This window comes from Ferrovibrio sp. (assembly GCF_964218355.1).
GTDB lineage: Bacteria > Pseudomonadota > Alphaproteobacteria > Ferrovibrionales > Ferrovibrionaceae > Ferrovibrio.
In genome coordinates this window covers 44,616-56,911 of the sequence record NZ_CAXPMC010000016.1, presented here as the reverse complement: position 1 = coordinate 56,911, position 12,296 = coordinate 44,616, and the positions used below count along the sequence as shown (strand labels likewise).

Here is a 12,296-nt window from a genome sequence, read left to right as displayed (position 1 = left end):
GCCCGCCGCTACAGTCGACGCATGACCGAACCGCAGATCAGCCCGAATACCAGCCTGGTTTCCCCGGCCGACGGCCTTGTCCTGCAGGGCCATGAATGGCTGCCGGCCGGCAATGCGCGTGCCGTGGTGGTGATCGCCCATGGCATGGCCGAGCATGCCGGCCGCTATGCCCGGTTCGCATCGGCGCTGACGGATGCCGGCCATGCCGTCTATGCCTTCGATCATCGCGGCCATGGCCATACTGCCCGCAGCGTGGCCGAGCTCGGCCATTTCGCCGACCGCGACGGCTGGAACCGGGCCGTCGCCGATCTTGCCGCCATCTGCGACATGGCTGCCCAGCGCCATCCGGGCCTGCCGCTGCTGCTGTTCGGCCATTCGATGGGCTCGTTCATGGCCCAGCAGTTCCTCTACGAGCATGGCGGCCGGCTGGCCGGCTGCGTGCTGTGTGCCTCCAACGGCAGGCCGCCCCCGCTCGCCGCGCTGGGCCCGCTGGTGGCCCGGCTGGAAAAACTGCGCCATGGCGGCCGCGGCATCAGCATGCTGATCCATACGATGTCGTTCGGGGCCTTCAACAAGCGCTTTCAGCCGGCCCGCACCGAATTCGACTGGCTGTCGCGCGATCCGGCCGAGGTGGACAAATACATCGCCGATCCCTTCTGCGGCTTTCCGATCACCGTGCAGAGCTGGATCGATTTCCTCGCCGGGCTGCAGGCCATCGCCCGCCCGGAAAACCAGGCCCGGATCCGCAAGGATCTGCCGATCCTGGTGACTGCCGGGACGCATGACCCGGTCTCGGCCGGCACGAAGGGGCTGCGCCAGCTGCTCGATGCCTATGCGGCGGCCGGGCTGACCCGTGTCGAGCATAAATTCTACGAAGGCGCCCGGCACGAACTGCTGAACGAGACCAACCGCGATGCGGTGACCGCGGATATCACCGGGTTTTTCGGACGCTGCCTGCCGGCCTGAGCCGCCGGGTCCGGCCTCAGGGGGCGGTTTCGGCGCTGTCGCCGGTTGCTCCGGCCGCCGCCAGGTTGCGGTAGGCCCGGATCAGCAGGGCTTTCAGCTGGGCGGCCTCGGCGGCATCGAGGCCGGCCAGTGCGGTTTCCTCCAGTGCCAGCGCCTCCGGGATCAGCCGCAGGGTCAGGGCATCGCCGTCCGGCGTCAGCCGCAGGGCGATGGCACGGGCATCGCCGCTGTCCTTCTGGCGCGCCACCAGGCCGGCGGCCTCCATGCTGCTGACCAGGCGCGACAGGGTGGATATCTCGATGCTGGTGCGCTCGGCCAGTTCGGTCAGACGCAGCCCGTCGCGCTCGCGCAGGGCAGCCAGCACGCGCCAGTCCTGCAGGGAAATCCCCGCCCGGCGCAGCACCTGGCCGAAATGGGCGGCCAGCGAAATGCCGGTGCGGTTGACCAGATAGGGGAGATAGTCGTCGAGCCGAAGCGAAGTTGCGGGCATCGGCCGGTCCGCCGGGTGTTCAGGCGCCGAGTTTGCCCAGCACGGCTTCGATCTTCTGCTTCATCGTGGCGGCATTGAACGGCTTGACCATGTAGTTGTTCACGCCGGCCTGGATCGCCGTCTTGACCATCTCGGTATCGCGCTGGCCGGTGGCCATGATGAAGGGCATACGCTTGGTCAGGGGATTGCTGCGGATGGTCTTGAGCAGAGTGAGGCCGTCCATCCCGTCCATGTTCCAGTCCGAGATGATCAGGTCGAACTTGTTCGACCCCATGGCGACCAGCGCCTCGCTGCCGCTTTTCGCCTCCACAACATTCTTGATGCCGATTTCCTGCAGGCAGTAGCGGGCAATGCCGCGCATGCTCATCTGGTCATCGACAATCAGAACCCGAAGTGTGCTGGCCGAAGGCATATGGCCCCTCGCTCTGTCCTCACATCCACAAATACGGACCCGGCGCACCGGACCCACGCACGATTCTGCGCCTAAGACTATGGTATTTAGCGCAAAAAACCCGACTCCTCAACGCTGTTTGCAGCGGTTCAGTATCTCGGCCGCGACTTGTCCGATCGCCACCTCGGCCTGGACCGCACCCATCAGCTTGGCGGCCTTGGGCATGCCGTAGACCAGACTGGTCGATTCGTCCTGGCCGATGGTCTGCGCCCCGGCCTCCAGCATTTTCTTGAGACCCGCGGCACCATCCTTGCCCATGCCGGTCAGGATCACGCCGATCGCATTGTGGCCGGCATGCTCGGCCACCGAATTGAACAGCACATCGACCGAGGGGCGATGGCCGGAAACCGGCGCATCATGGTTAAGCTTGGTGTAATAGTGACCGCCGGAGCGATGCAACGTCAGGTGATAATCGCCCGGCGCAATATATACATGGCCCGGGAAGACGCGGACATTGTCCTTGGCCTCGGAAACGGCAACCGCCGACAACGAATCGAGGCGGGCGGCAAAGCTGCCGGTGAAGCGCGGCGGCATGTGCTGGGTGATCAGCACCGGCGGACTGTCCGGCGGCAGGATCGTGATGACTTCCTTGAGGGCCTCGACGCCGCCGGTGGACGAGCCGATCGCCACGATGATGTCGGTGGAGTTGAAGCCGGGACCGGGGGTGAGACGCTTCGGTGCCTGGCCTTCGGGGGGGCGGCTGCGGGCGACGACGCGGGCGGTCGACGCCATCTTCACCTTGGCAATCAGGTCGGTCTTGATCTCTTCCAGGGCATGCTTGATGTCCAGCGTCGGCTTCGGCACGAAGTCGACGGCGCCCATTTCCAGCGCCTGCATGGTGATGGTGGCGCCCTTCTGGGTCAGGGTGGAAACCATCACCACCGGCATCGGCCGCAGCCGCATGATCTTTTCAAGGAAGGAGATGCCATCCATGTTCGGCATCTCGATGTCCAGCGTCAGGACATCGGGATTCAGTTCCTTGATCATGGTGCGGGCGACCAGCGGGTCCGGCGCCGCGCCCACCACCTCGATTTCCGGATCGCTGGTCAGCGTCGCCGTCAGCAACTGCCGGATCAGCGCGCTGTCATCGATCACCAGGACTTTTATCTTCTTGCCGGCCACGATTCACTCCCGACCCAGCGGGGTCAAGCAATCTTGCGATGGATGTTGCGGCCCAGCAGCTTGAACCGTTCGGTGATGCCGAACAGGTTCTCGGAATGGCCGATATACAGGAAGCCGCCGGGAACCAGCAGGTTGGCGTAGCGGTCGAACAGCACCCGCTGGGTGTCCTTGTCGAAATAGATCACCACATTGCGGCAGAAGATCGCGTCGAACGGGCCTTTCATCGGCCAGTTGCCGATCAGGTTCAGGTGCTTGAAGCTGATCAGGTTGCGCGCCTCGGCGGCCAGCCGCACCTTGTCGGTGCCATGCGGTTCGAAATACTTGCGGGCGATGTCGGGCTCCATGCCCTCCAGCGCTGTGGCCGGATAGACGCCTTCGTTGCCGCGGCGGACCATCTCGGTGTCGATATCGGTGGCGAGGATCCTGGCATCCCACTGCTTGATGTCGGGCATCGCGCGCAGCAGGGTGATGGCGATCGAATAGGGTTCCTCGCCCGATGAGCAGCCGGCCGACCAGATGCGCAGCCGGCGGCCCTGGCTGGCGGCGCGGCCACGGATTTCCTGCAGGGCGGCAGTGCCGAGATGCTCGAAATGGTGGTTCTCGCGGAAGAACTTGGTCAGGTTGGTGGTCAGGGCATTCAGGGTGGTGCCCAGCTCATCGACCCCCGCCGGCGTGCCGATGAACTCGATATACTGGTGAAAACTCTTGAAACCCAGCTTGCGCAGGCGCTTGGCCAGCCGCGCATAGACCATGTTCTGCTTGGTCGGCCCGAGTTCGATGCCGCTCTTTTCCTTCAGCATGGCGCGCAGGAAGGCGTAATCGTCGGACGAGAAGCTGAACTCGCGGTCTTCCGGGGTCGGAGCCTCGGGCGACGGGCGCATCTCGCGGGATCGGGTTTCGGTTGCCATGGCGGAGCCTCGCTGCCTCAGGCAGCGCCGGCAGCCTCCGTCGGACCGGTCAGCATGGACTGGCTGGCGGCACCGTCGGCGGCCTCCAGCATGCGTCCGGCGAACATGCGCTCCAGGCCGATCAGGCCGACCATGCGTTCGCCAACGGTGATCAGGCCTTCCATGAAGCCGATGCCGCTGACCTGTTCCATGCTCGGCATCGGGCGAATTTCGTCTTCGTTGATCGTGATGATGTCCGAAACGGCATCGACGAGGATGCCGACGATGCGCGAGGCAACGGAAACGATGATCACGACATTATACTTGGTCGGTTCCGTGCGCGGCATGCCAAAGCGGGCGCGCAGGTCGAAAATTGGCACGATGGCGCCACGCATGTTGATCACGCCGCGCACGACTTCCGGGGTGTTCGGCAGTGGCGTGGTTTCCGACCAGGCGCGGATTTCGCGCACCGCCATGATGTCGACGCCGTATTCCTCGTTGCCGACCGTGAAGGAGACAAGCTGCACGGTCCGGCCGGAACGGCCGGTTTCGCCAGAGCCCTGACTGCTGCGCGGATCGTTGGCGGATGCCATGGCGACTCTCCTGTTCAGGCGCTGGCCCGCAGCGGCGCCGGCGCATTGCGCTGGGCGGCCGGCAGGGCGGGGCGCTGTATTTCATGCTCGGCGATATGCTTGATGCCGGCCACGTCCAGGATGAGCGAGACGCGGCCATTGCCGAGGATGGTGGCGGCACCGACGCCGCGGATCGGGTCGAAATTCTCCTCCAGGCTCTTGATGACCACCTGCTGCTGGCCGACGATTTCGTCGACCACGAGGCCCATCTTGGAACCATCCTCCAGCTCGACGATGATGACCAGGGCCTTGGTCGGATCGTCGATTCCGTTCGCCACCTGGAAGACCCGGTGCAGGTAGACCAGCGGCACGTATTCGCCGCGGATGCGCAGCAGCTGGCTCTGGTTGGCGACGATGTTGATCTGGTCGGTTTCCGGGCGCAGGCTTTCGACGATATTGGCCAGCGGAATGATGTAGGACTGCTCGCCGACCTTGAGCACCATGCCGTCCAGCACCGCGAGGGTCAGTGGCAGGGTCAGGATGAAGCTCGATCCCTGGCCGGGGCGCGACTGGATATGTACCCGGCCGCCCAGCGACTGGATGTTCTGGCGCACCACGTCCATGCCGACGCCGCGGCCGGAGATGTTCGACACCGTATCCGCCGTCGAGAAGCCGGGCAGGAAGATCAGGTTGTCGATTTCCTCGTTGCTGAGCGTGGCGTCCGGCGCAATCAGTTTCTTCTCCAGCGCCTTCTTCATCACCTTTTCGCGGTTGATGCCGCGGCCGTCATCGGTGATCTCGATGACGATGCGGCCGCCGCGCTGGTCAGCGGAGACATGGATCAGGCCTTCCGGCTGCTTGCCGACGGCAGCGCGATCCTCGGGGCTCTCGATGCCATGATCGCAGGAATTGCGGATCATATGGGTCAGCGGATCGCCCAGCTGCTCGATCACCGTCTTGTCGATTTCGGTGTTCTCGCCGCTCATCTCGAGGCGGATCTTCTTGTTGGTCATCATCGCCAGTTCGCGCACCAGGCGCGGCAGGCGGGCGAACACGCTCTTGACCGGCTGGGCGCGCATCGCCATCACGCTTTCCTGCAGGTCGCGGATGTGATGGGACAGTTCGGCCAGGCCGTTGGCGAGTTCCGGATGCTGGTCGGCATGCAGGTGTTCGGTCTGCTGCGCGATCATGGCATGGGTGATCACCAGCTCGCCGACCATGTTGACCAGCTTGTCGACACGGTCGAGATCGACGCGGATCGAGCGCACGGCCTTGGTTTCGCCGCCGGCCGCACCGCCAGCAGCAGGGCCGGCTGCCGCACCGCCTGCCGGTTCCGCCTTGGCGCCGCCGGCAGGCTTCGCCGGTGCGGCAGCGGCTGGTGCGGGGCCTTTCGGCGTGTCGGTCTTAGGCTGCGCCTTCGCGGCGGCTTCGGCATGGGCCGGTGCGGCCGCGGTCTCGCCGTCGTCCTCGTCTCCGGAGCCTTCATCGGCACCGGCCTTGGCGCCGGCCTCGCTCAGGTTGACGATTTCGAGATCGCAGTCGTCGAGGACGAATTCGAAGACGTCACGGATGGCGGCCTCGCCGCGATCGGTCTCGATCTCGAATTCCCATTTGATATACGCGCCTTCGGGCTGAATCTGGTCGAGCGGCGGCACGGCCGCGGCATCGGCCTTGGCAATGAAGCTGCCCAGCTCGCGCAGTTCGCGGATCAGGATCAGGGGTTCGTTGGCGCGCTGGTAGAGCGCGTCGCGGGGCGCGAATTTCACGAGGAATTTCACCAGCGGCACCCGGCCCGGTGCGGCTGGGGCGGCCGGCGCCGCAGGCGCGGCGGCCGGTTCATCGGGCGCGGCGGGCGCCGTCTCGGCGACAGCATCGGGTCCGCCGGCAGCGAGCTGGGCATCGAGCGCCGCCAGCTCGTCGTCGGCGGCATGCGGGTCGGCATTGACCCCGACGGTGGCAGCCAGGTCGATCAGCGACTTGCGGCCTTCGTTTTCATGGTCAGCCGGCAGTTCCGTGTCGGTCTGGGCGGCGCGCACCAGGTCCGACAGGATGTCGGCGCAATGCAGCACCAGCAGGACGGAATCCGGTGTCGGTTCCAGCCGGCCGTCGCGCATCAGGTCGAGCACGGTTTCGAAGATATGGGCAAAGGCGACCAGGCGGTCGAAACCGAAGGCGCCGGCGCCGCCCTTGATCGAATGGATGGCGCGGAATACGGCGTTCAGGGTGTTGTTGTCGCCCTCGCCGGACTGCAGGGCCATCAGATGGCCTTCCAGGTCCCCCAGCAGCTCTTCGCATTCAGCGAAGAAGGTCTGTTTGAATTGGGCTAGGTCGTCCATGGGCGCGTCCTGCTTCTGCTCCGCGGCTCAGGATGGGCTTACGGGCTGACTTTGCGGATGACTTCCAGCAGCTTGCCCGGATCGAACGGCTTGACGATCCAGCCGGTGGCCCCGGCGGCGCGGCCCTCCTGCTTCTTGGCCTGGCTGCTTTCGGTGGTCAGGATCAGGACCGGCGTCGCCTTGCATTTCGGCTTCTTGCGCAGTTCCTTGATGAAGGTGATCCCGTCCATCACCGGCATGTTGATATCGGTGATGATGACATCGACATCGTTGGCATCCAGCAGGTCGAGGCCTTCCTGGCCATTTTCGCCCTGGATGACCTCGTAGCCACCCTGCTTCAGCGCGAATTGCAGCATCTGCAGCATCGTCTTGGAATCGTCGACGGTGAGAACCCTTTTGCTCATGTCTGTACCGGCCATTTCATGAGATACGAGAACAGGCCCAAATCGTCGAAGGCGGTCACGAAAGCGTCGCTCGGCGATTTGATGACAAATGGAATGCTGTGCTGCTCCATATGCTGGACGGCGGACAGCAGAATCTGGACGCATGGGGTGGACAGCCGGTCGACGGCCGAAGCGTCGATCACAACCTGTCCGCCTTGTGCCATAATCTCGTGGAAACTGTGCAGCAGCGGGTCCGCTGCGCGCAGGTCCATGCTGGCCACAAGGCTGAGTTGGGTCGTGTCGTCAGCCTTCGCAATCGTGAAAGGATCCATCCCTTCCCCCTTCGCCGCTCATCCTGGCGGCGTCTCCGCCGGCTGCCGGCGGGCGGCAGGCGGCGAAATCGGTCACAGCCTAGCCGAGGGTCTGACAGGACGGAAGGGGGATAGCGCGGGGGGTAACCAAAAAAACACTGTCGCATCCGAGGGTTCGGACGTGATTTTTCGATTACTGGGTGCGCCCGCGATCAAAGGTCATGGACTGGTGTGCCATCAGGGCCAGCTTGATTTCATGGTAGCGCTGGCGCAGTTCCTGGCGGGTGCCCCCGGCCAGCTGGAACATCAGCATGATGGCGCCCTCGAGGTCGTCGGCGCAGCGGCCGATGCTGTCGATATCGCCATCCGACATCTCGGTTTCACCGAGCTGGCGCAGATAATCGACGATCCAGAGGGAGTGAACCGCAAGTTGTGACAGCGACAGGCCGTGGAACCGGGTTTCGGTGTTGAAGCGGTCGGCCATGCGCGGGAGGGGGGCGGTCTGTCCCGGTGCATCCTCGCCGATATCCTCGATATCCTCGGCATCGACATCGATCACGGGATCGTCGTGATAGCCGCTGGCGTAACCGGCATCTTCCTGGCCGCTCTCGGCCGCATTGTCGCTGAACAACCCTTGATTAAAGTCCACGGGGTGTTCCTATCCCTCAGGTTTGGGTTCGGATGCCGCGAATCGGCTCTGCCCGAGTCGTGTTAACCTTAGCTTTGGCGAATCGGAGGGTCAAGGAGAACCGCTAGATCGGGTGCCGCGCCTGCTCCCGACCACTAGGCGTTGCGGCCGTCGGCCTTACCCGGCGGCGGTGGCGGCTCAGCCGCGGCCGCCGATCCGTGCGCCGGTCTTCAGGACCACCTTTTCGAGGCCGGCGACCAGCTCCCGGCCGATCACGCCGCCATCGCCACTGATCTTCTGGGTCAGCACCACGTTCAGCGCGTCGATATGGGCGGTGACAATGGTCGGCACCACCCTGGCCTCGGCATGTTCAAGGCAGTGTTCGAGGTAGTTGCTGAGATAATGGGTGATCGTGGTGACCAGCGGATAGCCGAAGGTGCCGCCCAGGCCCTTCATGTCCCAGCAGATCCGCAGCATGGTGCGGATGCCCGAGGGATCGTCGAGGCTGGTTTTCTTCAGCCGGTCGAAGGTCTCGCGCATGCGGTCGAGATCGGTATCCGCCCACTGGGCATACATCTTGTGCCCCAGCACCTGGACGGCGATCTCCGCCTCCTTGATCGCTTCCTTGTCAATGCCGCCGCTGCCGACCTTCATCTTCAGGTAATTCGGCGGCGTCACGAACTGCGCCTTGCCGGGCGTCCGGGGGGACTGATCGGCGGCGGCAGTATCGGCAGGAGCGTTGGCGCGGTCTTTTTCGGCCATTCGTGGACCTCGAAACGACGGTGGCAGCCGTCAGGGAGAATGCCCAACCCTAGTCAACCTGCAGGAGCGCCGCAACAGAAAGCATGGTCCGGCGGCGGAGGGAATGCAGGTCAGAACAATTCCACTTCGCTGGCATTGTCGGGCGTGCGGCGCTGGTGGCGCGGCGGGGTATTATGCGGCGAGCCCATCAGGTAATGATGGAAATGCGTGCGCACCTGCTCCAGCGTCTGGCCGGCAATCAGGCCTTCGCCCCAGCCGGCGGCACGTTCGGTCAGCGACGGTGCCCAGTTGCGGCCGGCCTGCTCGTGGATGATGTTCTCGACATAGCGCAGCGCATTGATGACATGCTGCTGGCGCTGGTTGCGCAGATCATCGCCCTGCATCAGGGCGATGATCTCGCCCATCTCGGGAACCGACGGTACCTGGGCCCCCAGCTCCATCAGCTTGCGGGAAAACGCCTCGGCGGTCTCGGTCTGCATCTGCTGCAGATCCTCAATCTCTTCCTTGATCGCCAGCAGGACCAGGGCAATGAAGTCGATCAGCTCCCGGCTGCTGGCCGAGGCGACGGCTCCCTCGGCCTTGCCGGCATCGCCGGCCGGCGGCGGTGCAGCTTGCATACTCTTGCGATGCGGCATTCAGTCTTCCCCGTTACCGGCATTGTTCCATAAGCGTGACGGAATTGCACCTGCCCCGACTGGTCCGTAGGCGTTCGATCCGGATTGCCGGCCCGGTCATTATCCATGGCTTCGGAGACAGCTGGAAGTCCGACTGCAGGTTGTGTCCAAATTTCAACCTGCCAAAGCATTTGCAGGGGGCGGCCCGGCGGATCAAGATGCATGCCTACTGGGTGGTATGGCGCCCGCCAGAAACATGATAACTAGCCGTTCCGCAACGGGCGACAGGGCATGGATCCGATCGACATCAAGGAGATGCTGCACCACCATCACCTCTGGCTGAAAGGGATGCCGGCGGGGCGGCCGGCCGACTTTTCGGGCCGGGACCTGGCGGGGGTTGATCTCTCGGGGGCTGATCTGCGGCGGGCCAGTTTCCGCTCCGCCAGCCTGCGTGGTGCCAATATGAGCAAGGCCCAGTTGATCCAGAGCGATTTCTTCAAGGCCGACCTGTCCGGCGCCGACCTGTCCGGAGCGGACCTGACCCGGGCCGACCTGCGCGGCGCCGTGCTGGAAAATGTCGGCATGGCCGGCGCCAACCTGACCGGGGTGAATTTCCGCCGCGGCCTCGAGATCGGCGCCAATCCGGCCGCCGCCATCGAAGTGCTGCGCCAGAATGTCACCGGCAGCAATTTCGAGGGCGCGACGATGATCGGCGTCGATGCCCTGGGGGCGGATTTCTCGGGCAGCAACCTGTCCGGCGCCAATCTGCAGGATGCGGCCCTGACCGACTGCCAGCTGGTCAGCACCGACCTGTCGGGTGCGGATCTCGGCGGGGCCACCCTGGCCGGCGCCAACCTGGTGGGGGCGGAACTCAGCGGTGCCAATCTTGCCGGCGCCACCCTGCAGGGTGCCAATCTGACCGATGCCCATCTGCATGGCGTTGATCTCAGCGATGTCGAGATTTTCGGCGCCAATGTCGCCATGGCCAACCTTGCCGCCGCCCCGGTGGCACCGGCCCGGCCGATGACCGAGGCGGAGATTCGCGAAGCCCTGGAGGCCCACCGGCTCTGGGTCGAGGGGGGCAGCGGCAGTCCGGCCGTGCTGCGCGGGGCCGACCTGAGCGGCTTCGATCTCAGCGGCCAGAACCTGTCCGGCATCAAGCTGCGTGGCGCCGTGCTGCGCAATGCCACTCTCGACCGGGTGATTTTCAAATTCGCCGATCTGTCCGGTGCCGACCTGCGGGCGGCCCGGGCGCATGAGGCCCTGTTTTCCGGCTGCAACCTGGCCGGGGTGGATTTCCGTGGCACCGACCTGACCGCCAGCCGGTTTGACAGCACCGAAATCATCAGCGCCAAGGGTGAGCGGACCGGGCGCCGGGTCTATACCGACCTGTCGAATGCGCGGCTGGCCGGCGCGGTCTATGCCGGCGTGGACTGGGCCGACGCCATCCTGCGGGATGTCAGCGGCCTTGAACCCGAGCCGGCCGGCAGTCCATGATGCGGCCGACATGAGCACGACGCCTGGCACCCTGCGCCGACCGTCAACCGGAGATTCCGGCGGTACCGCTGCGTCAGGGGGAGAGCGCCGCCGCTATTTCGACCCCGTGCTCAAGGTCAATGTGGTCCAGGTCTTCCAGGGTGACTTTTTTGTGTCAACCCGCACCGGCGAGATGCTGGCGACGGTTCTGGGCTCCTGCGTGGCATCCTGCATCCGCGATCCGGTTTCCGGTGTCGGGGGCATGAACCACTTCCTGCTGCCGGACAAGGGCGGGGACAACAATCCCGATTTGCCGTTCTCCGCCTCTTTGCGCTACGGTAGCTACTCGATGGAGCAGTTGATCAACGGCATACTCGCGGCAGGCGGCAAACGGGATCGCCTCGAAGTGAAGATTTTCGGTGGCGCGAATGTGCTGGCCGGCCTGCGCGGTATCGGCCACCAGAATGCCGATTTCGTCGAACGCTATCTCAAGGCGGAAGGCTTCAAGGTGGTGGCTGCCGACCTGCGCGGCAACCTGCCCCGCAAGGTGCAGTATTTTCCGTCCACCGGCGTGGTGCGCCTCAAGCATATCGAGGATGCCAGTGCCAAGACCGTCTTCCAGCGCGAGACGGCGAAGAAGATCACCGCCGTCCAGACCCAGTCCGGCAGCGTCGAGCTGTTCGACTGAGGCAAGCCGCGACACAGTTCGACCATGACTTACAAACTCAACAACGTGGCAGTGCTGGCGGTCGACAGCAATCACAACCACATGCAGCTTATCAAAGAGGTTTTGCGACCGCTCGGGGTCAACCGCATCGCCGAGGCGATGAATGCCAAGGATGCGCTTTCGTATCTCGAAAACAACGTCGTCGACATCATCTTTACCGAATGGCACATGGACGGCGAGATGGACGGCATCGGCTTCGTCGAGTGGGTGCGCAAGAATCCCGCTTCGAAGAACGTGTTCGTGCCGATTGTCATGGTCACGGCGCAGTCCGAGGAATGGAAGGTGATGAAGGCGCGCGACTGCGGCATCACCGAGTTCCTGGTCAAGCCGTTTTCGGCCAAGACGATGGCGCGCCGCATCACCATGGTGATCGAGAATCCGCGCCAGTTCGTGCGTTCCGACGACTTCTTCGGTCCTGACCGCCGGCGTCACATCGTGTCCAACTATACTGGCGAGGAGCGCCGCAAGGACCTGATGGCAAAGGGCGACCAGATGATGGACGATACGGCGGTCGAGGAGCTGCTGAAGGAGCTCTGAGCGGCACTGTTCGCTTGACGGCGGCGCCCTGCGG

Annotated in this window: 15 protein-coding genes; 4 read left to right on the top strand and 11 right to left on the bottom strand. The window is 64.5% G+C overall.

The window, feature by feature from the left end:
- Positions 1-21 precede the first annotated feature (21 nt).
- Positions 22-966: a lysophospholipase gene (locus tag ACEQZY_RS09465; protein WP_370153822.1), complete on the top strand. Its 945-nt coding sequence runs from the start codon at positions 22-24 to the stop codon at positions 964-966.
- A gap of 16 nt (positions 967-982) precedes the next feature.
- Here the strand turns inward: ACEQZY_RS09465 and ACEQZY_RS09460 are convergent, their stop codons facing one another.
- The 11 genes from ACEQZY_RS09460 to ACEQZY_RS09410 all read right to left on the bottom strand — a co-directional run bounded on the left by ACEQZY_RS09460 (position 983) and on the right by ACEQZY_RS09410 (position 9,543).
- A complete protein-coding gene (locus ACEQZY_RS09460) occupies positions 983-1,456 on the bottom strand; it encodes a MarR family transcriptional regulator (protein ID WP_341703825.1) in 474 nt (157 codons plus the stop codon).
- Between the two features lie 19 nt (positions 1,457-1,475).
- Positions 1,476-1,868, bottom strand: coding sequence for a response regulator (locus tag ACEQZY_RS09455; protein ID WP_341703826.1), 393 nt, complete (start codon positions 1,866-1,868; stop codon positions 1,476-1,478).
- 108 nt (positions 1,869-1,976) lie between these two features.
- Positions 1,977-3,029, bottom strand: a complete 1,053-nt coding sequence (locus ACEQZY_RS09450; protein WP_341703827.1) for a chemotaxis response regulator protein-glutamate methylesterase — start codon at positions 3,027-3,029, stop codon at positions 1,977-1,979.
- A 23-nt stretch (positions 3,030-3,052) separates the two neighbouring features.
- Positions 3,053-3,937, bottom strand: a complete 885-nt coding sequence (locus ACEQZY_RS09445; RefSeq protein ID WP_341703828.1) for a protein-glutamate O-methyltransferase — start codon at positions 3,935-3,937, stop codon at positions 3,053-3,055.
- Positions 3,938-3,954: 17 nt separating this feature from the next.
- Entirely contained in the window at positions 3,955-4,509 is a 555-nt protein-coding gene (locus tag ACEQZY_RS09440) for a chemotaxis protein CheW (RefSeq protein WP_341703829.1), read from the bottom strand.
- 14 nt (positions 4,510-4,523) lie between these two features.
- Positions 4,524-6,824, bottom strand: coding sequence for a chemotaxis protein CheA (locus tag ACEQZY_RS09435; RefSeq protein ID WP_370153819.1), 2,301 nt, complete (start codon positions 6,822-6,824; stop codon positions 4,524-4,526).
- 38 nt (positions 6,825-6,862) lie between these two features.
- Entirely contained in the window at positions 6,863-7,228 is a 366-nt protein-coding gene (locus tag ACEQZY_RS09430; protein ID WP_341705114.1) for a response regulator, read from the bottom strand.
- A complete protein-coding gene (locus ACEQZY_RS09425; RefSeq protein WP_341705115.1) occupies positions 7,225-7,539 on the bottom strand; it encodes an STAS domain-containing protein in 315 nt (104 codons plus the stop codon). The genes ACEQZY_RS09430 and ACEQZY_RS09425 overlap by 4 nt, the downstream gene beginning before the upstream one ends.
- 172 nt (positions 7,540-7,711) lie before the next feature.
- The gene (locus tag ACEQZY_RS09420; protein ID WP_341705116.1) at positions 7,712-8,167 is read right to left on the bottom strand and encodes a hypothetical protein; all 456 of its coding nucleotides are present in this window, start codon (positions 8,165-8,167) and stop codon (positions 7,712-7,714) included.
- A 177-nt stretch (positions 8,168-8,344) separates the two neighbouring features.
- On the bottom strand, positions 8,345-8,908 hold the full coding sequence (locus ACEQZY_RS09415) for a hypothetical protein (RefSeq protein ID WP_370153816.1): 564 nt from the start codon (positions 8,906-8,908) through the stop codon (positions 8,345-8,347).
- Positions 8,909-9,018: 110 nt separating this feature from the next.
- Positions 9,019-9,543 carry a hypothetical protein gene (locus ACEQZY_RS09410; RefSeq protein WP_341705118.1) on the bottom strand — a complete coding sequence of 175 codons (525 nt, stop codon included), beginning with the start codon at positions 9,541-9,543 and terminating at the stop codon, positions 9,019-9,021.
- Positions 9,544-9,813: 270 nt separating this feature from the next.
- On the opposite strand from ACEQZY_RS09410, the gene ACEQZY_RS09405 reads away from it, so the two are divergent.
- From ACEQZY_RS09405 to ACEQZY_RS09395, 3 genes are read left to right on the top strand one after another with little or no spacing between them, the layout of a single operon-like run.
- Positions 9,814-11,019, top strand: a complete 1,206-nt coding sequence (locus tag ACEQZY_RS09405) for a pentapeptide repeat-containing protein (RefSeq protein ID WP_341705119.1) — start codon at positions 9,814-9,816, stop codon at positions 11,017-11,019.
- Between the two features lie 10 nt (positions 11,020-11,029).
- A complete protein-coding gene (locus ACEQZY_RS09400; RefSeq protein WP_341705120.1) occupies positions 11,030-11,686 on the top strand; it encodes a chemoreceptor glutamine deamidase CheD in 657 nt (218 codons plus the stop codon).
- A gap of 24 nt (positions 11,687-11,710) precedes the next feature.
- The gene (locus ACEQZY_RS09395) at positions 11,711-12,262 is read left to right on the top strand and encodes a response regulator (protein WP_341705121.1); all 552 of its coding nucleotides are present in this window, start codon (positions 11,711-11,713) and stop codon (positions 12,260-12,262) included.
- Positions 12,263-12,296: the final 34 nt, after the last annotated feature.